The sequence below is a fragment of the Kitasatospora sp. NPDC094019 genome, assembly GCF_044764505.1.
Lineage (GTDB): Bacteria > Actinomycetota > Actinomycetes > Streptomycetales > Streptomycetaceae > Kitasatospora.
In genome coordinates this window covers 1-19,630 of sequence record NZ_JBIWIF010000037.1, presented here as the reverse complement: position 1 = coordinate 19,630, position 19,630 = coordinate 1, and the positions used below count along the sequence as shown (strand labels likewise).

At 73.8% G+C, this 19,630-nt stretch carries 15 protein-coding genes and 3 pseudogenes; 6 read left to right on the top strand and 12 right to left on the bottom strand.

Annotated features, from left to right (window positions below):
• Positions 1-157 precede the first annotated feature (157 nt).
• The 5 genes and pseudogenes from ACIQ9P_RS38685 to ACIQ9P_RS38665 all read right to left on the bottom strand — a co-directional run.
• A complete protein-coding gene (locus ACIQ9P_RS38685; RefSeq protein WP_402367044.1) occupies positions 158-877 on the bottom strand; it encodes a prephenate dehydrogenase in 720 nt (239 codons plus the stop codon).
• Between the two features lie 939 nt (positions 878-1,816).
• Positions 1,817-2,971, bottom strand: a complete 1,155-nt coding sequence (locus tag ACIQ9P_RS38680) for a methyltransferase domain-containing protein (protein ID WP_402367042.1) — start codon at positions 2,969-2,971, stop codon at positions 1,817-1,819.
• Between the two features lies 1 nt (position 2,972).
• A complete protein-coding gene (locus ACIQ9P_RS38675; protein WP_402367040.1) occupies positions 2,973-3,101 on the bottom strand; it encodes a hypothetical protein in 129 nt (42 codons plus the stop codon).
• Positions 3,102-3,656: 555 nt separating this feature from the next.
• Positions 3,657-4,019 (bottom strand): hypothetical protein, encoded by a 363-nt coding sequence (locus ACIQ9P_RS38670; protein ID WP_402367038.1) that lies wholly within the window; start codon positions 4,017-4,019, stop codon positions 3,657-3,659.
• A gap of 747 nt (positions 4,020-4,766) precedes the next feature.
• A pseudogene (locus tag ACIQ9P_RS38665) lies at positions 4,767-5,184 on the bottom strand (hypothetical protein); the annotation flags it as partial.
• On the opposite strand from ACIQ9P_RS38665, the gene ACIQ9P_RS38660 reads away from it, so the two are divergent.
• Positions 5,146-5,730, top strand: a complete 585-nt coding sequence (locus ACIQ9P_RS38660) for a GntR family transcriptional regulator (protein WP_402367084.1) — start codon at positions 5,146-5,148, stop codon at positions 5,728-5,730. The pseudogene ACIQ9P_RS38665 and the gene ACIQ9P_RS38660 overlap by 39 nt on opposite strands.
• A gap of 313 nt (positions 5,731-6,043) precedes the next feature.
• Here the strand turns inward: ACIQ9P_RS38660 and ACIQ9P_RS38655 are convergent, their stop codons facing one another.
• The 3 genes from ACIQ9P_RS38655 to ACIQ9P_RS38645 form a co-directional block, all read right to left on the bottom strand.
• Positions 6,044-6,670 (bottom strand): hypothetical protein, encoded by a 627-nt coding sequence (locus ACIQ9P_RS38655; protein WP_402367035.1) that lies wholly within the window; start codon positions 6,668-6,670, stop codon positions 6,044-6,046.
• 994 nt (positions 6,671-7,664) lie between these two features.
• Positions 7,665-8,084, bottom strand: coding sequence for a hypothetical protein (locus tag ACIQ9P_RS38650; RefSeq protein WP_402367032.1), 420 nt, complete (start codon positions 8,082-8,084; stop codon positions 7,665-7,667).
• Positions 8,085-8,952: 868 nt separating this feature from the next.
• Positions 8,953-9,324: a hypothetical protein gene (locus ACIQ9P_RS38645; RefSeq protein ID WP_402367030.1), complete on the bottom strand. Its 372-nt coding sequence runs from the start codon at positions 9,322-9,324 to the stop codon at positions 8,953-8,955.
• A gap of 673 nt (positions 9,325-9,997) precedes the next feature.
• Between ACIQ9P_RS38645 and ACIQ9P_RS38640 the strand changes: the two genes are divergently transcribed.
• Positions 9,998-10,255 carry a hypothetical protein gene (locus ACIQ9P_RS38640; RefSeq protein WP_402367028.1) on the top strand — a complete coding sequence of 86 codons (258 nt, stop codon included), beginning with the start codon at positions 9,998-10,000 and terminating at the stop codon, positions 10,253-10,255.
• Between the two features lie 410 nt (positions 10,256-10,665).
• Here the strand turns inward: ACIQ9P_RS38640 and ACIQ9P_RS38635 are convergent, their stop codons facing one another.
• Positions 10,666-11,736 (bottom strand): ArsR/SmtB family transcription factor, encoded by a 1,071-nt coding sequence (locus tag ACIQ9P_RS38635; RefSeq protein ID WP_402367026.1) that lies wholly within the window; start codon positions 11,734-11,736, stop codon positions 10,666-10,668.
• A 293-nt stretch (positions 11,737-12,029) separates the two neighbouring features.
• On the bottom strand, positions 12,030-13,316 hold the full coding sequence (locus ACIQ9P_RS38630) for an alpha/beta hydrolase family protein (protein WP_402367023.1): 1,287 nt from the start codon (positions 13,314-13,316) through the stop codon (positions 12,030-12,032).
• A 273-nt stretch (positions 13,317-13,589) separates the two neighbouring features.
• Here ACIQ9P_RS38630 and ACIQ9P_RS38625 point away from each other — a divergent pair, with 273 nt between their 5' ends.
• Together ACIQ9P_RS38625 and ACIQ9P_RS38620 are read left to right on the top strand one after the other, a co-directional pair.
• Positions 13,590-14,780 (top strand): sensor histidine kinase, encoded by a 1,191-nt coding sequence (locus ACIQ9P_RS38625; RefSeq protein WP_402367020.1) that lies wholly within the window; start codon positions 13,590-13,592, stop codon positions 14,778-14,780.
• A complete protein-coding gene (locus tag ACIQ9P_RS38620) occupies positions 14,777-15,433 on the top strand; it encodes a response regulator (RefSeq protein WP_402367017.1) in 657 nt (218 codons plus the stop codon). Before ACIQ9P_RS38625 ends, ACIQ9P_RS38620 begins: the two co-directional genes overlap by 4 nt.
• Before the next feature lie 1,275 nt (positions 15,434-16,708).
• On the opposite strand, the gene ACIQ9P_RS38615 is transcribed toward ACIQ9P_RS38620, so the two are convergent.
• A complete protein-coding gene (locus ACIQ9P_RS38615; RefSeq protein ID WP_402367015.1) occupies positions 16,709-16,990 on the bottom strand; it encodes a hypothetical protein in 282 nt (93 codons plus the stop codon).
• Between the two features lie 199 nt (positions 16,991-17,189).
• Between ACIQ9P_RS38615 and ACIQ9P_RS38610 the strand changes: the two genes are divergently transcribed.
• Positions 17,190-18,245, top strand: coding sequence for a hypothetical protein (locus ACIQ9P_RS38610; RefSeq protein WP_402367013.1), 1,056 nt, complete (start codon positions 17,190-17,192; stop codon positions 18,243-18,245).
• A 248-nt stretch (positions 18,246-18,493) separates the two neighbouring features.
• On the opposite strand, the pseudogene ACIQ9P_RS38605 reads toward ACIQ9P_RS38610, so the two are convergent.
• Positions 18,494-18,680, bottom strand: a pseudogene (locus ACIQ9P_RS38605) (transcriptional regulator); the annotation flags it as partial.
• 618 nt (positions 18,681-19,298) lie between these two features.
• On the opposite strand from ACIQ9P_RS38605, the pseudogene ACIQ9P_RS38600 reads away from it, so the two are divergent.
• A pseudogene (locus tag ACIQ9P_RS38600) lies at positions 19,299-19,630 on the top strand (tetratricopeptide repeat protein); the annotation flags it as partial.

Here is a 19,630-nt window from a genome sequence, read left to right as displayed (position 1 = left end):
GGAACAGACGGGTTGCATCTTCGCTGCGGGATCGCTCACGCGGGCACTGCGCCCGGGTCGAGAGGCCCGGGCGCAGTCGCGTCAACGTGGCAGAAGCGAGGCATCGGCCGCGAAAGGCCGGCCACGACGCGACGTCCCGGCCAGCAGGTTCGTGATGTCAGCTGTTCGGCAGCGTTTCGAACAGGCCGCGGCCCGCGCGCTGTGCCCGGCCTGCCTTGACGAGCCGCTCCAGTGTCGTGCGGACGTTGTTGTCGGTGCTGTCGGCGCCGAGGGCCGTGGAGACCTCGCCCGCCCGCAACGGCCTACCGGCCGTGGCCAGGGCGCTCAGTACATCGTCGGCGATGCCCCGGGAGCGCTGCGCCGGTGTTGGGGCTGCCGGAGCGGGCGGAGTCGTCTTCTTCCCGGCGGTCTTCTTCGCGGTCCGGGTCTTCGGCTTGTTCCCGGCCGGGGCGGTGGCCTCGGTCGCCGCGGTGGTCGTGCGGGGCTTGCGAACGGTTCGCTTGGCGGGTGCTGCCTCGGTGGTGGCGGTGGCCGGGGCGGGCACCCGCCGTCGGGTGGCCTTCTGCTGTGCCGGTTCGTCGGCTGCGGGGAGCGGCTCCGCGGCGTCCTCGACCGGTTCCGGCTCCTGCGCCGGGGCCTCCCCGGCCGGCACGAGCGTCGGAGTGGAGGGCTCGACCGTCGCGCCGACGGCGGGCTGCAGGGCCGCTTCGGCGGCGCGCAGGCCGTCGAGGGCGACACTCAGCGACGTGGCGTAACCGGCGACCCGCTCCAACTCGGCTTCGAGCGCGGCCCTTTGCGTCTCGAGCTGGGCGATCTCGATCTCGACCAGCGTGATGGCGGTTGCGACGCCGGAGTTCGCTTCGACGGACGTTGCCAAGGGGTGACCTCGCTCAATGGGGGAACGGCGACCGCCGTACGGATGATTGCTTTCACGACTGTACGACGCAACTGCCGCTCTGCACCCGGGGAATCCTTCATCGGAGCGGGGGCAGGGGGACAGGGAGCACGGCGTTCACGGGCCGTCGCCGCTCCACCAGCGGTCGAGTCGCACCCGGCGCCGGCGTCGTGGACGCCGACCACGACTTCACTGCACACCCACTTGAACCGGGGCCCCGTCACGGGCCGCCCGCCCGCAACTCCGCGCACCCGGACACGCGACCAGCTGCAGCCGACGGGCCGGGCGGAGCCCGTCACCCTGTGCGGCATCGCCCACGAAATCCCGGGGTGCGGCCGATGTGGCGTTCGGCCAGACGGTCGGGCCGGAGGGCGCCCCACCGTGCTCCCTCCGCCCTGCCTGCGGCGGTGGGATGGAGGACGGCGAGCCAGGCGGTGACCTGATCGCGGCGGTCGCGGGGCTGGTCCGCGAGGGCGGGCGGGCGCCGCGCTCTCCTGCGGCCCTGAGATCCTCCGCTCACCTGTGAGGCTCCGTCCACATCACCTCGACCCGGTCGGAGGTGACGTCGAACCCGAGCAGCGGCTCGGTCTCGACGCCGCGGCGTATCTCGGGCGGGGACCGAGCGGCTGTGGCTCGGTCGTCGGCCCGGCCGGCCAGGCAGGTGTTCCGGTCTCGGCCGGCCGAGGTCGCGCTCCTCGCCCGCCGACTCGGTGACGCGACCACGGTCTTCGGCACGCCGGCGGCCGCGCCCCCGGGAACCGCGCGGCTCGAAGCGTTCCAGGACGCGTCCACGCGGGCGATGGACGCCTGCCTCGCCCGGTGCCGGGCCCAACTGGGCTACGCCGTCCGCTGGTGGCAACTGCACCGCCGTACCGGCGCCTGGTGGCGCGCCCGGCCGGACCGTAAGGCCGCCCGTCGGTTTCAGCGCGAGGCTGCGGCCGCCGCCTCGTGGATCGGCCAGCGCGGTTCACTGTCCGGGGTGTGCAGCCACACCCACTGGCGGTCGGGGGTGACGGTGACGCCGTAGTCGTAGGGCTCGGGCCGGCCGAGGTCCTCCCACGCGGTCCAGGCGGTCATCAGTTCGTCGCCGATCCGCCGCCGGCCGCCCTGGTGAAGCACGGTCGTACCGTCGCCGACCGCCGAGAACGACGCCCACGAGGAGCGGCCGTCGTGGATCCAGGCGTTGACGCCCTCCTCGTCGCGGCCGGTGGTGATCATCGCGTCCGGTACCGCGACCCGCAGGGCGAACCTGAGGCCCCAGTCGCCTTCGAGCGGCGCGAGGTCGCGGTCGGTCCGCCGTTCGGCGGCTGCCGGGCCGTCACCGCGCACCGCGCTGTACCCGGCCCATCCAGCCGTCGGCGGCGCCGGTGCGGTGCGGTCCGCCATGAACTGGGCCATCCCCTGCACCCAGCCGGACGCCGAGCGCCCGTCGTCGGCGACGGTCAGGGCGAGGTGCCCGAGCCGGCCCCACGGGTAGACGATCCTCCCGCCCGGCGCGGTCGCCTCGACCCACGTCCACGGCACCCGCTCGCGGGCGTAGGTGGCGATCACCCGGTCGAACCGCTCGCGGAAAACGGCGGTGGTGGCGTTCCCGGTGACGACCTCGACCTGGAGTCCGGCGGCCGCCAGCCGCCGGCGGGCGAAGCCGGCGAGGTCCGGGTCGATCTCCGTGGACACCACCCGCCCGGGTCCGGCCCGCCACGCGGCCAGGGCCGCGTTCCAGCCCTGCCCGCCGCCGATGTCCCACACCCGGTGACCCGGCTCGGGCAGCAGCGAGTCCAGCATGTCGACCACCACACCCGGCGCGGAAATGCTGGAGGACGCCAGCCCGCCGGTCACCTGGGTCACCGCGGGCTCGTCCACACCCGCGTACAGCGCGTCCGCCCAGCCCCCGGGGTCGGTGGACCGGTCCACCGCCACGTACGCGCGCCCGTTCCACTGCCACAGCCGGTCCGGCGCGAACCCGTCCCTGGGAAGCGCGGCCACGGTCTCCCGCAGCCACGGAGAGCGCTCCGGCCAGTACCCGCGCGCGTCCATCGCCCCGTCCAGGGCCGTACGTCGCTCCTCCAGATCCACGTCAGCCCTTCTTCGGCTTGCGGTGCTTCCCGTCGCTGCCCGGATCGGGCTTCGGCACCTGCCCGTCGGCATTCCCCGGCGGCGCGTCGCCCTGGCCCGGGTCCGGTGCCGGCTTCTCGTGCTCACCCATCGACCTGATCCCCAATTCTCCTGCGGGACACCGATCCGGTCATCCTGACCGACCCTCTCGCGGCGGGGTAGAGGGCGTGGAGAAGCACACGGGGGCGCGCGGACAGCCGCCCCGGGTCCCGGGGTGACGTGGTCCGGGCCGGGTCGTTCCCCAGACTGTGACCCGGACCCCGTCCGGCGGCCTGGGCCGCCCGCTGGAGCTCACCGCGCCCCCGCACCAGCCGGGCCCGGACGGCCGGCTTTCCCGCGGTGTCGCCGTCGAGGGCGTCGACGACCACTGCCTCCTCGACGCCCTGGCCGCCGGCCCGCGGCCGCAGCCGCAGCCGCCGCGGTCTGGAGGGCTGCCGTCTTCCACGTCAAGTCGGTATGTTGAAACGGATGTCCCTCCCGCCTCGCGGCGTCGTGAGCGGAGCGCCCGTGAATTCGTGGGGGTCGGGTAGCGGCCCGCATCCGGTAGACCTCGCGGCATCGTGGTTCGGGGCGGGGTCCTGGCGCCGCCGGCCCTCGGATGTCCGTCTTCCGGGCGGGGCTGCTCGGGGGGAAGGGGCGGGCTGCTCTACGGCAGGCCCGGGATGTGGATGTGTCCTGCGTTCTGGCCGCGCACCTCTGCGCCGAGGTCGCGTCCACCGACATCGGTGATCCTCCGCTCGACGACGAGTTTGCCCTGGCCTTCGCAGGTCCAGGTTCCGCCGGTCGACATGCCGGATCCGGGGCGGAGGGGCTCGCTGCGGCCTTTGCAGATCAGGTCGTCCTTGCTGGTGCTGTCGTCGTCGTAGAGTTCGGCCTCCAGGACCCAGCCGGTGCTGTCCGGGGCGCCCTTGATCAGGATCGTGTTGTCGTCGTCGTTGTCCCAGCTGCCGTTCTCGGGAAGGGCACCGACCTGCTTGCCGTGGCTGAGCGGCGCGTCCTTCTCGCACACGCGCACCGGGCTGTTCCGGGGGGCTGTCCGTCAGGGGGCCGAGCACCGTGGCGATCAGTATCGAGGCGACGGCCATGCCCGCGAGGGAACGTCGTACCGGGGCGGCGAGCGAGGCTCGCCGGGGGTGGCCTTGGTGTGCGGACATCCAGAACTCCGGGTAGCGGGGCCGGGCGGCGGCGGACACAACCGCACAGACTTGTGCGAGCAGCTGCTTATCCCACCCGTGCGCCGGAACGGAGCGCCCGAAGCGGCCTCGTCATTCGTCCAGCCCTGCAACAGACCCGATCCGGCCGACACGCCGTCAGCCCCGGTCCTCACACACCGTCACCGCCAGGGGCGCCGCTCGTGATCCACACGGCGACGTTCTCGGTCCCCGCCCACCCGGTCATCGTCATCGATCCGGAAGGTTCTGGAGAAGACCGGCTCATCATCGTTGTCGTCGGACCGGGCCCGGAACGTCTCGTCCGACCCGAGCCACGGGTCCTCACCCAGTGGTACGAGCCACAGGACGAGCCGGCCCTTGGAATTGTCGCGGACAGCCATGGCGGCCGTGTCCGCACCCCGGCCACCCGTGCTCGTCCGGGTCGGCGACCGGTGGTTGCACGGCATCGTGACGGTCTGGCGTCCGTCGGCAGCCGGCCGGTGGGTCGCCCACGTCCTGTGGGGGCCGCCGCTCGCCACGGCCTGGATCGCCTGCGGTCCCAACATCCTGGCACCCTGCGCGCGGCGGCCGTGATGTCGCCGCGATCACGCACCGGGTCGTCGGGCGAGACCGGGCTTTCCGAGCACGGTCCGGAACGTTCCCGCGGCGGTGAATGCGTTGGTGATCGGGGCGATGAGCGAGGCGAGGCGGCGGGTGCCCCTGGTGCCGATGGGCGTTCACAGTGCGGTGCAGTGCTCGTCCGTTTCTGCTTCGATGCGCTCGCGTGCCGTTCTGCCGGCGTCGGTGAGGATGCCGTGGGGGGTCGAGCCAGCCGCGTGCGGTGAGGCGTGCCGTTGCCGCGCTCCACTCCTCGTCGTTCCACTGACGGGTCGTTCGGGCGAGGGCTGTCGGGAGGTTGCCGGTCGCGGGGTGCGGGACGAGGCAGTCGCAGGGCCCGAGGCCGTTGTCGGCGAGTACGACGAGATGGGCGTCGCCGCGCCACTCGCGTACCACGGTGAGCTGGTGCGACTGGTCGGCGAAGGGCTCGCCGACCGGCTGCCCAACCGCGGCTTCGCGGTCCCGTCCTGCTCCGACCGCCGCCGGCAGGAGATCTCGGAAGCCCGCCGGACCGTCGAACCGGTCGTGCTGCGCATGTCCGTCGAACGCGGCGACGTCGACTGGGAGGCCCGCGTTCGGGCCGCCCACCACCGTCTGGCCCGCACCCCGAAGCGCCGGCCGGAGGAGGGCGAGTACTACACCGGCGCCTGGGCCGAGGCCCATCGGGTCTTCCACCGAACCTTGCTGGAGGGGTGCGGCAACGGCCCCTTGCTGGAGACCTTCGACCGGTTGCGGACCGCCAGCGAGCTGGCCCGCCGCTGGTCGGCCCACCGCAACCCCGGCCGGGACGCGCTCGACGAACACCGTCGGCTTGAGGAGGCCGTGCTGGCCCGCGACGCCGACACCGCGGTCGCGGTCCTGGCCCAGCACCTCACCCTGACTGCGGCCGCCCTGACTGCGGCCGCCCTGACCGACGGTCCGGACCGGCCCGAGGACGGTCCTCGAAGCTGATCACGTGACGAGGGACCGTGTCGCTCCTCGCGCGCCCTCAGAAGCCGCGGTGAGCGCGGGTGGGGGCCCGCCTCCCGGGCGCCCACCCGTCGGGCACCGGAGTGGGAGCGGGTCGCTCTGCGTCAGCGGTTCCATCGCCTCGCCCGAGCAGCGGGTGAGCACGATGGCGTGGGTGCTGAGCCCTGCCGCCTCGCTCGGACCAGAGCCGAGCGGCAGCGCGGCCAGGACATCGAACGGGGATCGACGGCATCCCCGGCAGGCTGGGGACATGGTGTCTCTCGATGGTCAAGAACTGGGCGCGGCCGACCGGCGGTCAGGTGCCGTGGGGCTGTTGCTTCGGGCTGCTGGAGTCGGGAAGCGCGCAGGCGATCGCGGCGGTGAGGGATCCGGCGCAGAGCAGATAGAGGGCGGCCGTTCGTACGGTCCAGGGCGGCGCGTCGGGGACAGGGCCCAGAGCGGGGCGGAACTCGTGGCGGGGGTCGTAGGTGAAGAGCACCGGGCGGCCGACCTCGAGGTGCTTGTCGCGGGGGTCGGTCTCCAGGGTCCAGCGGGTCCCGTCGGGTGCGCGGGCGGAGAGGTAGTAGCTGCGGCCGGGCAGGGGGCCACCGCTGTCGTCGCCCTTGCTCCACCGCCGCTCCACGACGCCGGTGACCGCCACCCCGCGCTCGTGCCTCGCCTGCACGTCGGTCCAGCCAGGGGTTACCACGCCGTAGACGGACGCTCCCAGCAGCACGGCGATCGCGGCGGCTGGCATGACGACCCGTGGGACGGACTCCCGAGCGGAGCCGTAGGCGAGGACTATGAGGTGGACCATCAGGGCGGCCGCTCCGATGACCGTCATGGCCAGATAGAACAGCCCGTCGCCGGTGTAGCGGAACACCGCGGCCGTCACCCACGAGCCGGCCACCACACTGGCGACCGGAGCCACGGCCGCGATCACGAACCGCCCCAGAGCCTGCAGAACGGGACGAGCCCGGCGCCCCCGCGTACCCCCCATGGCACACAGCGTGCCCCTCGGCGGTTCGGCCGACAAGGCATCCGACACGAGCGGATCGAACCGGCAGCCGTCACCGCCGCCCGCCGGGCCCGGATCGCGGACGGGGGTTGGCGTGTTCGGCCGCGGTGAGTTGTGTGTCGGGCGTACGCTGCGGGCCGGACGGCGGGCGGGTGTTCGCCCGGGGAAGCTGCCCGTGGGGGTGCGGTGGATGCCGTGTCGACCGTGCGGGCAGTCGTGCCCGGCGCCCGGTGCGGGCGGTGTTCCGCCGGTATCCGCGCCGGACGGCTTCGGTGACGGGCCGGTGCCCGGGAACATGTCGACCGGCGCCGGGACGTCGTCCTCGGTCCGGGTGGACGTGTCGGGGGAGGACGCCGTCGGTGCGGGACGCGACATCACCCGTTCCGCGGTCGCGGAGGGCAGCCGGGTCGAGCGCACCGAGGTGGACAACCGGATCGAGAACAGCACCGTTGGCCGGGACGTGCCCTTGTCGTTCGTCGGGGCCGGGCAGCGCCCGATCCGCCCGGCCGGCGCGGTCCGCCCTCGCGCGAGCCGTTCGCCGGCCGTTGCCTGGGGACGGTGTTCCTGGCGCCCTTGCCGACGAGGGGCGACGCCGTCCTCGGAGCGGACCCATCGGTTTGTCTCCCCGCAGCCCGCGTGGTTCCCGGGGCGGGGAGTGCGTGCCGCGTTACGGTTCCGGTATGCCCGCCCGCCGCCGTCCTGGCGTGATTCTCGCGGCGCTCTGTCCTGCTTCCCTGGCCCCGGCCGGTCCGCCCGGGGCCCCTGCGGTGCGTCCGGCGCGCGGCCGACCCGGCAACAGGCCCCTTTGTTCGGCCGGCGGCCCGCCCACCCGGTGCTGTGCGGTGCGATGCGGGGCACGGCTCCGGGCGGCGCGGCTCCAGGCGCCGAGCGGTTCCGCCTGCTCCGCGGAAGTGATCGGTCACGGACGGGGGTAGACGCCGCACGACGTGACCGGCTTGCCGTTCGCGTCGTCGAGGCAGACCCCGACGTACGAGCCGCCGCCGACGACATCGGCGGGAAGTGTGGCGGGTACCGAGGTCACCGTGTTGCAGTGCGTACTGCTGCTCCTGGGGCCGAGCGGGTTGGCGTAGCCGTCGAACACGCTGTACCACGCTCGGCGGCAGCCGACGGACTTCAGCGTCCCGGTGAAGCCGACCGACCGGTTGTACCAGGTGAGGGTGCCGGTGATGTAGCTTCCGGCGCCGTCGGCGACGTGGACCGGGGTGGTGGGGTAGGCGGCGGCCGTGGCCGCGGGCGCCGCGACGGCCGGTGCGGTCAGTGGGGCGGACACGGCCACGCTCGCGACGGTGAGGAGGGTGAGTGCGGTTCGGCGCAACACGGTGTTTGTCTCCTTTGACGGAAATTTGTGGGGATGACGCCCCAAGGTTTGCCCGTGGCCCTTGCGTGTCAACCCTGACGAAGTGCCCACGGACGGCCTCGCCGGCGCCGGCGGGCAGCGCTGGATGCACGTGTGCCCCGGCCCGCGCCCGCGCCCACGTCGGGGTCGAGGCCGGAGGCTGCGGCGATCAACCGCTCGACCCGGGGCGGGACATCCTCAAGGCCACGGCCGACCCGATCGACCGATCCGGAGCAACAGGGTGCCGCTGATCCCGGCCTCATTCGCCGGGTGCGTCCGTATGATCCCCCCGACAGGCGCAGGCGGAGCAGCAGCCCCGGTGGTCCACGCGTCAGCGGTCGTGGGCGCGCCGCGCTCCAACTGACTCTTTTGCTCCCCGACTGCTGACAGGCCCGCACGCCGGATCGCACTGCCTCCGCGAGCGCGCCCGCCGTCCCGCAGCCGCCGTAGGACCCTACGAGCCGTGCCGGCCGCCGGCCCAGGGCAGTGGGCGGCCCCGTCGGAAGCTGATGATTCGACGTCCGCGATGCCTCTCGGCTCCGCGCCATGGCCGCCTTGGAGAGGGCTGGCGAGAGGCGGAGAAGGCCCGGCAGAAAGGGGGAAGGCTCGAAGCAGCAGGACGGACGGGGCGCCTCGGGTGCCCCGGTCGGCCCGTCAGCCTCGACATCGCCGCGGTCTGCGAGGAGCGGAACGCCGGCGGGCCCCTTGTCGAAAAGGTGAAGGCCGGCCAGGCATCGCGACCCGTCATGACAGGATCCCGGAAAGCTGCCTCGCCGGCCTTCACCTCCGCGGCGCGATGCTGTGGATCGAGGATTTGCCCGAATCCGTTGATCGCGACCGAATATGCGTCCTAGTAGACCCATGCTCCCCAAGTGTCGGTCCCGCCTGCTTCGTGCAGTTGGACACGAAGTCGATGAACTCCGTCGTTGTGATACATCGGAACCGTCAGGCTCGATGACCACGCGGTGTAGGTGGTATCGCCGGTGTTCACGTTCCACTGTTCGAGGCGGACCTGGCCCGTGCAGTGGTGCGGGTTCCTGTTGGTGGCTGCCCCGACTGCCCAGTTCGAACCCTGGCCGGGTGCCTGCGTCACCACGGCGATGCAGGTACTGCCGTAGACGTCCCCGGCGGCGAAGGCATTCGTTCCGGAAAGCCCGATCAACCCCGCCGCCATCCCGCTCACAAGCAGCAGCTTCTTCGGCAGACCAGGATTGGCCTTCATGGAAGTCCCCCATTTCCGTGACGGATAGTTGATCTGCGTGCTTCCGGCAGCGTAGTGACCGAACGTGTTCCGGGCGAAGGATTCGGTTGATTGCCACATAGGTTGCCGAGGCCCCCGGCCGGGCGGGCCGACCGAAACGCCGGGCGCACTGTGGTCGCTGGGGTCGGACGCCGTGCTGTGGGAGTTAGGTTTCCGGGTGAGGGCGATCCTGTCCCTGCCTCCGGGGGACAGGAGATCTTGCGGTCGACCGGCCGGCAGGCGGTTTGTCCGCCCGGGGTCGTGCCGAAGATTTTCCTGCGGGGCCAGCGGCACACCGGGTGGGAGGGAGCCGACGGGCCGGGGTGGGGCACCCGGTCGTGCGGCGGTCGGGCCTGTCAGCCTCTGCCCGCAACGAAGCCCGAGCTGTCCCGGTGTCACCGGGGTCCGTCCTCGCGCGGGGTGGGTACGGGCTGCCGCTGGGCGGGGTCGGTGCGAGGGCTGTCCGTCGGCTGCTCCCGCTGTCCGATCGGAACGAGTCGGGCCGATCTGCTCCGGCCCCGCTACTGGCTCGCGTACGCCCCCGCCCGGCCACAGGCCGACGGCCCGTGTCGCGAGTGCGCCCGAGTGCTCGCCCCCGTCTGAGTCTGCGTCAAGTCGGTGGTGGCTGGGATGCTGGCGGCATGGACGAGGGGCTTTGACGCGGGGCCGGGTGGGCGGGGCCGATCATGACGACCCGGACCTCGGGCCGCGGCCGGGCCGCGTCCATCGTGAGCTGTGCGGCGGCCCGCTCGACGGCCTTCTCCTCGATGTCACCGGCTGGGATGCCGAGGCCCTGGCGGACGGTGCCGCGCTGTCCACCGAGATCGGTAGGTTCGGTCCCGGCGGACGCGCCCCCTACGAACCGCGACTCACCGACATGCGGCGGTGGGACTGGGCGGGGGACAGCGCCTGACCGCCGGCCGGCATCAGCCCCGACAGGGTCGGCCGTGCCAACTTCGTGGGGTGCCACCTCCGACGCGAGCAAAGGTGGCACCCTCGGTCGTTCGAAGGCCCGGGGGTGCGTGGGCGGCGTACGCTGGACGGGGGCCTGGGGAGGTGGGGGAGTGGCTGACGGCGCTTCGGGGACGGGCTTCGCGGTCGATCCCGACGTGGTGTTCCGGGCATCGATGAAGTCCGTGGGGTCGAAGGACTTCGTCGACAACATCGCCTCCGGCGTCGCGGGTGACCTGGCCTCGTCGGCTGGCATGGCGGGCGACGACTCGGTCGCCCACAAATTCGTACGGGGGTGTGCCCAGTGGCGGCGGTCGGGGCCTGCACCAGCGCCGACCGCCCCGCCGCCCTCGCGCTCGCACTTGGTGGCGGTCACGGCCCCGGGCAGTGAGCATCCTGGGCGGCGGCGGGGGCACGGACGGTCACGGTCCCGGGCGGGCGGTCGAGCGCGCGGTCGTCGAGGAGGGCCCGGCCGAGAGGGGTGAGGGCGTGCTGAACACCTGGCCCGGTGCGCTCGGTGGTGAGGAGGCGGGCGGTACGCAGGACGCCGAGATGGTGGCTCGCGGTGGCGGGTGAACAGCCGGTGCGGCGGGCGAGTTCGGCGGTGCCCGCCGGGTCCGCCGCCGCGCGCAGCACGTGGGCACGGGTGGTTCCGAACAGGGCGACGAGCGCGCCGTCCGGGCCCTCCTCGGCGGTGGGGGACCGGATCGTGCGGCAGGTGGTGTGGTCCGGGGCGATGGGGTAGTGCAGGACGAGCGGGTGGTCGAGGCCGCGGTTGTCGGTGAGCGCGAGCGGTTCGGGCCAGAAGAAGGTCGGGACCAGCACGACGCCGGCACCGCGCAGCCGCAGGTCGGCGTCGACGGGACAGGGCAGCATCAGCACCGGTGACTGCCAGCCGACGTCGGGGTGGAGGCTGCCCAGCAGTGCGTCCAGACCGCGGTCGACAGCGAGGGCGGCCCTGCGGGCGCGTTCGGTGTGCGCGGCGGCCAGCAACTGCGACCAGTACGGTGCCACCGCGAAGCAGTGGTACTCGCGCAGCCGACGGTCGACCAACGCGCGCATCTCGCTTTCGCCCCTGCGCAGTTCGTGGACCCAACGGGGTGCTCGGGGGCGCGTCCCGCTGAGGACGCGCAGGTCCGCGCTCCACCGCCGGCCGGGCAGCGACCAGATCTGCTCCAGGCTCTCGGACAGGGTGCGGCTGCGGGCGTGCAGGAACGTCTCTGCGGCTTCCGCCACCCCGAGCGGCGTGGCCAGATCGAACAGCACCCGCTGTTCGGGCCGCATACTGCCACGGGTCCGGGCGCGCCACCCCTCCATCAGCACTCCGCCCGTGTCGCGGGTCTGCACCAGCGACAGGCTCAGGACCGACTCCGCGAGCGGATCGGGTGCCCGCGCGATCCGGACCCTCGTCAGGTCGTCGTGGGTGAAGTGGATCCGCAACAAGTTCCGCCCCTTCCCTCGGACGTCTGCAGGGTTGCCTCGGCGGCCGTCCTTGTAAGGCCGTCTCTGCCGAGGCTCGTCGTCGCGGTGCTGCGCGGCATCCGCCCGCAGGCCGCGGATCCGTCGGCCATGGGAACAGTGACGACCCGTCCTTTCGGTCGACGCGCGCGACGGCGCAGTCTCCGAGGTCGCGTGGGGTGCTGTCGCGTGCGGTGGCCCGCGCGGTTGTCCGCCGCGTTCCGGCCGCGCCGCTCCCGCCGGGCCGCCCGGCGCGACGAGGGGGCGGGCGGGCCGGTTCAGCGCAGCACCTCCAGCTCCGGCCAGTCGTCGCCGGGCCGGTCGAGGAAGCCGGTGGGCCGCCCCGTCAGGTACCGCGCGAAGAAGGCGGCGACGGCGGTGCGCTGGGCGGCCAGGGAGCGCCGGGGGTCGACGGTGCCGATCAGTCCTGCCGGGTCGGGGACCGGGAGGCGGCGGACGAGCTGGGGCAGGAGGACCTGGAGGTCGGTGTACGAGCCGTGGGCGGCGTTCCGCAGCCGCAGGGCGTGCCGGGGGCCGGTGGACGCCGCCCAGCAGGAGGCCCAGCTCGGTTCGGTACGCAGGGTCTTCGAGCCGGAGGCCATCAGCAGGAAGGGCTTGGCGAGGCCGGTGTCGGCGACGGGTGCGAGGAGGGCGCCGTCGAGGTCGGCCGCCGCGCGCACGCGGGGCTCGTCGTGGGCGAGCTGGGCGGCGACGGAGCCGCCGAGGGACTGCCCGAGCACGCCGGTCCTGGCCGGGTCGGCGGCTTCGGCGAGCCCGTCCGGGAGCGGGTCGGTGCCGGTGTCGGGGCGGTCCCCGCGAGCGAGCCGGTCGAGTGCGCCGAGGACGAAGCGGGCGTCGGCGAGCCGGGCCCGGGAGTGCCCGGCGAGGAGGGCGGCGATGACCTCCGGGGTGAGGTCGTCGGGGAGCGGGAGGGCTCGTTCGACCCGGCCGCCGGGGAACTCGACCTGGTCGGCCTCGTACGTGGAGTCGAGGGCGACGACGAGGTGGCCGCGGCTCGCCAGCTCCTCGACCAGGGTGGTGCCCAGGGCGCGCGAGCCGCCGTCGCCGGAGGAGAACAGCACCACGGGCAGCCGGCCGGCGCGGCGGGCGACGGGCGCGCCGGTGCGGGCGTGGGTCCTGATCCCCTGCCAGTCGGCGGCGCCGGCGGGGACACCGAGGGCCGGTGCGGAGTGCGCGTCCCAGTCGGCCGCGGCGGCCGGGGGCAGCCAGGGGGCCGTCGGGTGGCCGGCGCCGGGTTCCGCCGGGTACCAGAGGCCGGCCATGAGCTCGCGGTAGGGCTTGGCGGGGAGGAGGGGGTCGGGGCGGCTGTCGTCGACCAGGTGCAGCGCGACGGTGCCGACGGGCCAGGGCCCGGTGGGTGCGGGCAGCCGCAGGGGGACGGGGGTGCAGGGGGCCGGCGCGGGGCCGGCACCCCCGGCCGGGGCGGTGGGACGGCTTCCCGGAGCGGGGGCGGCCGGGGGGTGTCCGGGGGCGGGGGCGGCCGCCACGGTGGTGAGCACGGCGGCGCCGAGCGTGCCGAGCAGGGCGCGGCGGGTCGGGGGCATGGGCGGGCTCCTCGGGCGGGTACGGCTGCGGGGTCGCCACCAGGGTTTCGCCACCGGGGGGTGCGGGGCGCCCTGCCGGGGGACGATCCCACCGGTGGTCGCGGGTCGCCCCGGGGTGCGTGCGCTCCTTCGCACGGAGGAGGCCCCGGTGTCCCGGGGTCTCCCCGGTCTCCCCGCTCTCCGTCGGTGGGTGGACGCCTTCGTGGGTGCGGGGGCCCTACCGTGGGGCTCCGGCGAGGACGCCGGACGAAAACGGACGCGAGGACGGACACGATGACCGGGACCGGCGCGGTACGGACGGCCCCGCCGGGCGCCGTCGCCCGGCTGCCGGGGCGGGTGCTGCCCCTGGTGGCGGACGCCGCGCTCGCGGCGGCCCTGTTCCTGCTGACGCTCGGGCCGGGGCGGGTGGCCGACGGCCGGGGCTTCGCGCTGCAGACCGCTCTGGTCCTTCCGTTGGTGTGGCGGCGGCGGGCGCCGCGTTCCGTGTTCGCCGTGATCGCCGCCGCGGCGCTCGCGCAGTGGCTGCTGGGTGTTCAGCTGCCGGCCGACGCGGCGTTGCTGGTCGCCCTCGGGACGGTGAGCGCGCGGGCGCCGTCCCGGTCGGCGTGGGCGGCTGCTCTGGTGGGGGTGGCCGGGGCGGTGCTGGCGGCGGCGCGCTGGGCGCCCGAGGGACGGTTCCTCGCCTCGGCCGCCGCCATGGCGGCGGCAGTCGCCGCGAGCGCGATGCTCGGGGTGAACGCCCGGATCCGGCGGGCCGCGCGGGCGGAGCGGCTGGCGCGGCTGGAACGGGACCGCGACGAGCGGGAGCGTCGGGCGGTGGAGGAGGAACGGGCCCGGATCGCTAGGGAGTTGCACGACAGTGTGACGCACGGCCTGTCGGTGGTGGTGGCGCTGGCGGACGCGCTCGGGCACGCGCGGCCGGCCGACGCCTCCGCGGTGACGGCCCGGATCGCGGAGACCGGGCGGCAGGCGCTGGCCGACATGCGGCGGGCGCTGGTTCTGCTCCAGGACGCCGGTGACGACGCCGGTGCCGACGCGGGGCCGAGGGACGACCGGCGGTCGCCGCCGGGGATCGGGCAGCTCGGGGCGCTGTGCGAGCGGATGGAGGCGGCGGGCCTGGTGACCCGGCTGCGGGTGGACGGCGAGGCCGCCGGGGTGCCGGCCGCGGCGCAGCTGACGGTGCACCGGCTCGTCCAGGAGTCGCTGACCAACGTCCTGCGCCACGCGCCGCAGGGGGCGCGCGCCGAGGTGAGGGTGTCCTGCGCGCCGGGGGCGGTCACGGTCGAGGTGACCGACGACGGGCGGGCCGTGGGGACCGGGCGGACGGGATCCGCCGGGTCCGGGCTGGGCCTCGCGGGGATGCGGGAACGCGCCGCGGCCTTCGGCGGGGTGCTGGAAGCGGGCCCGCGGCCGGGTGACGGCTGGCGGGTCTTCGTACGGCTGGATCCCGGGGGCGCGCCGTGAGCATTCGGGTGCTGCTGGTGGACGACGAGGAACTGCTGCGGCTGGCGTTCGGCATGATCCTGCGCGCCGAGCCGGACATGGAGCCGGTGGGGGAGGCGGCCGACGGCGCGGAGGCGGTGGAGCTGGCGCGGCGGCTGCGGCCGGACGTGGTGCTGATGGACGTGCGGATGCCGGGAACCGACGGCATCGAGGCGACCCGGCTGCTGCTGCGCGAGGCGCCCGAAACGCGGGTGCTGGTGCTCACGACCTTCGACCTGGACGCGTATGCCTTCGAGGCGCTGGGTGCCGGGGCCTCCGGCTTCCTGCTGAAGAACAGCCGGCCGCAGGAACTGCTGGAGGCGATCCGCGACGTGGCCCGGGGGGACGCCGTGGTCTCCCCCCGGGTGACCCGGCGGCTGCTGGAGCGCTTCGCGCACCGGCTCCCCGCCACCGGGGGCGACGCGGAGCGGCTGCGCGCGCTGACCGCGCGCGAGCGGGAGGTCCTGCTGGGGGCCGCCCGCGGCCTGACCAACACGGAACTCGCCGCCGCCCTCGGTCTCGCGGAGCCCACGGTGAAGAAGCATCTCGGCCGGGTCATGGCCAAGCTGGGTCTGCGGGACCGGGTGCAGGCGGTGATCCTCGCGTACGAGTGCGGGCTGGTCGGGCCGGGGTAGGCGCGGGCCGCCGCCAGGAGGGCGAACGGGGCGACGTCCGGCCTGGGGGCGGCCCGGCGGCCGATGCCGGAGCCGGCCGGTGCGCGAGGTCGTGCTGCTGTCGGGGCCGACGGCTCGCCGGCCCGGGACGTCACGGAGCTGGTCGTCGGGACGGTGTTCGGTGACAGGGAGGCGTTCTCCCGCCGTGACGCCGTGACGCCGTGACGCCGTGCCGGCGGGCCCGGTGCCGGGGCTGGTGCCGGGGCTGGTGCGGGTGGGTGCTGCGGGGTGAGGCCAGGTCGGGGGAGTCGCCCGGGAGGTGATGTTCGGGCTGCGGCGCACGGCGGCCCGTGACGGGCCGGAGCGTGGTGAGGTGCCGCCGTGGGTTCTGACCGAGCTGCGACGCGGGTCCGTCACCCTGGCGTACTACCGGGAGTGCACCTGCCCCGAGACCGCCGACCCCATGCCTGAACAGCGGAACCACGACCCTCAAGCCCGGAAGGACAACAGCCGCGCACTGATCCCGGCGATCTCCTCGCCAAGGCATACCTCCTCGACGGCGGCGGCCATGATGCTGGACCGCGGCGTCACCGGCACGGTAGTTCGCGCCCTTCACTCCGACGGGACCGGCCGACAGCAGAGTTGGCCACCTCCGACCGCGGCGGCCCGTCGTCCAGGTTCCCGAGGACCGAAGCACCCGCCGGTCGGCGCATCGGTGTCCGTGTGCCGAGAGTGCGGGCGACTGTCCGCGCTCAGTGGTTGTGATCAGGAGTCGGAACGGTGGCCATTGCTGTTCAGTCGGGTGGTTGGCGTGTAGGGGCGGATCGCCTCCTTCGTTGGGTGGGGGACTGGTTCTTCGGCTGTGTGACCAGGGGATTTTCTGTCAGCTGGTTGGGAGGTCAGGTGTCTTGGGAGCTGGTCACTTCTGCTGATCCGCTCATGGCTTGCTGGGCTGCGGCGCGGTCGCGGTCGCGGGCGTGGCGGAGTCCGGCAAGGAGCAGGGACTGGTCTGGGTCGGTGGAGGGCACTGGCTGGTCGAGGACGGTGTAGACCTCGGTGCGGTCGATGAGGGTGTCGAGGCTTGCCAGGGTGTCGGCGTGGACTGCGCAGGGGACGCGGGGTGGGTGGACGATCCTGGTGAGTAGCGGCAGGAGTTGCGAGGTGCCGTTGTCGAGGCGTTGGCGGATCCAGGTCCGGACGGTTGCGTGGCCGATGTGGCGCCAGTTCCAGATGAGGTCGACATCGGAGTCGGTGAGGTGGTTGGCGGGGCGTGAGCCAGGTGCTGGCGCAGGTGCACTACGAGGCTGGCTCGGGCTTCCTGCCGTACCAGCCACCAGCCGAGGGGGAAGCCGTCGTGTTCGACGTCGTCGTGGGCGCCTCCGGGTCCTCCGGCTCCAGGAACTCCAGGACCTCCGGTTTGATGCAGTGGTACCGGTCGACGTCGAGCAGTCGTCGCACGAACGCCAGCGCGAAGCTCGAGAACGGGCCGTCGCCGAGCGGGCAGCCGAACGGCTGCTCGTTCCAGCCCGGGGTGATGGCCTTCAGCTTGCCGGGCCGGGCGGCGGTGTGCTGGAGCATCGCGACGGGGCACACGAGAATGCGGCCCACCGGGTGGCCGGGGGGTCACCGGTGGAAGAAGGTTCGGCGCCGGGGTGCCGTCCCGGTGGTGATGACCTGCGGAGACACCGAACCCCCAGGAACCTGGGGGTTCCGGACGAGGGCGGTCGGGCCGAGGATGCCGGTGCCCCGCCCACCACCGTCCCCAGGAGTCCACGCCGTGCTACGCCTCGCCGCCCGGGCCGCCTCGGCCCTCGTCCTCGCCTCCGCCCTGGCCCTCACCGTCACCACCCCCGCCATCGCTGACCCGCCCCAACCCGCCGCCACCGACATCGTCGGTGTCGGCGCGGGTGTCACGGAGATGCTGCTCAACCAGTTCTCCACCGACTACAACGCCTCCCTTGCCGCCGCCGGTGACACCACTTCACCCCGTCTCTACAGTTGGGACTCCACCGGTACCCCCTTCCGGATCACCACCAAGACCGGCGCGACCTCGATCGTGCGCCCGTACGACTCCAGCAACGGGATCGCGACGCTGGACGCCACCAACGGCAACACCGTCGACTTCGCCCGCTCGGCCCGCGGACCACGGGCCGATGACCCGGTCACCGACCAGTTCGTCTTCATGGCCAGGGACGCGGTCTCCTGGGCCGCACCGGCCGGCGGCAACGCCCCGACCGACCTCACGTCCAACGACCTGAGGCTCATTTACGGCTGCTACTACACCAACTGGCGGCAGATCAACCCGGCGCTCCCCGACGCCGCCATCGTCCCGGTGCTCGCCGTTCGGGGCGCAGCCCTCTCCGACTCGTCAGGTTTCTTCCTGCGCACGGTCACCGGGAGCTCGGTGTTCGAGTACGGGCCGTGCGTGCGGACGGTCTCCCAGGAGAACCAGGGTACGGACCCGCTCCTGCACGACCCCAACGCGATCGTGCCCTACTCTGTCGGCCGCTACGTCGGCCAGGTCTACGGCGGCCACACCCGCCCCGGCGACGAACCCGGCACCCTCACCGTCCGCAGCCTCAACGGAATCTCTCCCGTGGACACCGTGAACGGGCAGCTGAGGATCTCCTTCGTATCCAGCATGTTCGGATACCCCCTCTACATTGTGGTCCGCGTGTCCGACTGGAACAGCACAAACGCGCGCGGAACGGCCCTGCGCGCCGTCTTCGGCCGGAACGGGTGGGTCTGCCGGTCCAACGGCGGCGCGCCTGCCATCCGCAGCTACGGCTTCCTGACGATGCCGGTCGGTGGCTGCGGCTCGACGCATTCCTGAACCGCGGCGGCCCCGGCACCGCCGGTCCGTCCGGCCCAGCCCTTCGGGCGCTTCCACGGTCGGCGCGAGGGCCGTGCAGAGCGGGTCCGTCCGGCGGAGTCGAGCAGTACTGCGGCCGGCGCGCGCCGGAGCAGCAGAGCGGCGCCCGGGGTGGGCACCGGTAAGCCTCCCGCCGGTTCCGTCCGGCCGCCCTGCTGTCTGAAGGGGCGTCCGGCCGGCCCGGGTCCCTTCGGGGGGCTCGGCATCCTACCGGGGCCGGGGGTTGGGGCGCGTGTTCGTAGGCGTTCGCCCTGCGGCCCGAACATGATCAGGTATTGGACTGGCCCGCCGGGTCCGGCATTCGCGATTCCGTGGGCGGTGGGTGTCGAACTCGGCTACGTCCCCGGCGACCAGGACGAGGTCCTGGTCGCCGAGTGCCAGCCACAGCCGGCCCGTTGCGCCTGGACCGTGTGAGGTGGTTGCCCGATTCGGACCCGGCGGACGGCGCACCGGGCGTACGCTGCGGGCGGGACGACGCTCGGGCGCTCGCCGGGGGAGTCGTTCCAGGGGCCAAGGGGTGGATGTTGTGGTGATCGTGCGGATTGGGGTGCCGGGCGGCGCCCGGCCCGTAGCGGCAGGCGGTGACGTCCCCTGGTTCGACGTGCGCGATGCCCGCGTCTGCCTCGCTCACCCCGGATCCACCACCGTCGGTGGCACGCACCGTATCGATCTGAGGGGGAAGCGGTCATGAGCCCGCCGTTCTGGCCGTGGCGCGGTCGACCCGAAAAGCGGCCCGAACAGGCCGACGTCCCCGGAACCGGCAGCCCGCCGCAGGACACCGCCGGCGACCGTCCGGTCGAGGGGGACAGCACACCGGTCCCCAATGCGGGCGGTATCCCGTCGGTGCCTGCGCCGGACGGCGAGGGCGGCGGGCCGGTGCCGGCGGAGCGGTCGGCAGCTGCGGGGGCACCGTCCTCGGTGCGGGTGGATGTGTCGGGTGAGGGGTCCGTCGGTGCGGGGCGCGACATTACCCATTCCGCGATCGGGGAGGGCAGCCGGGTCGAGCACACCGAGGTGGACAACCGGATCACGGGCGGCACGGTCAACGGTGATGTCTACCAGGCGGGGAACCTGACGGTCACCCACCACCACAACCACCCCGCACCCGCACCGGTGTCCGCATCGGCACCCCGTCCGGTCCGGGTGGGTACGGTGCCACCGCTCGCCTCCGCGTTTCAACCCCGCGAGGAACTGCAGGATCAGATCGACCGGGCCCGGGAGCGCAACACCACCGTAGTGCTCACCCAGGTGCTGTCCGGTGGCGGGGGTGTCGGCAAGTCGCAGCTCGCCGCCGTGTGCGCCCACCGGGCCCACACCGACGGGGTGGACGTGCTGGTGTGGGTGGA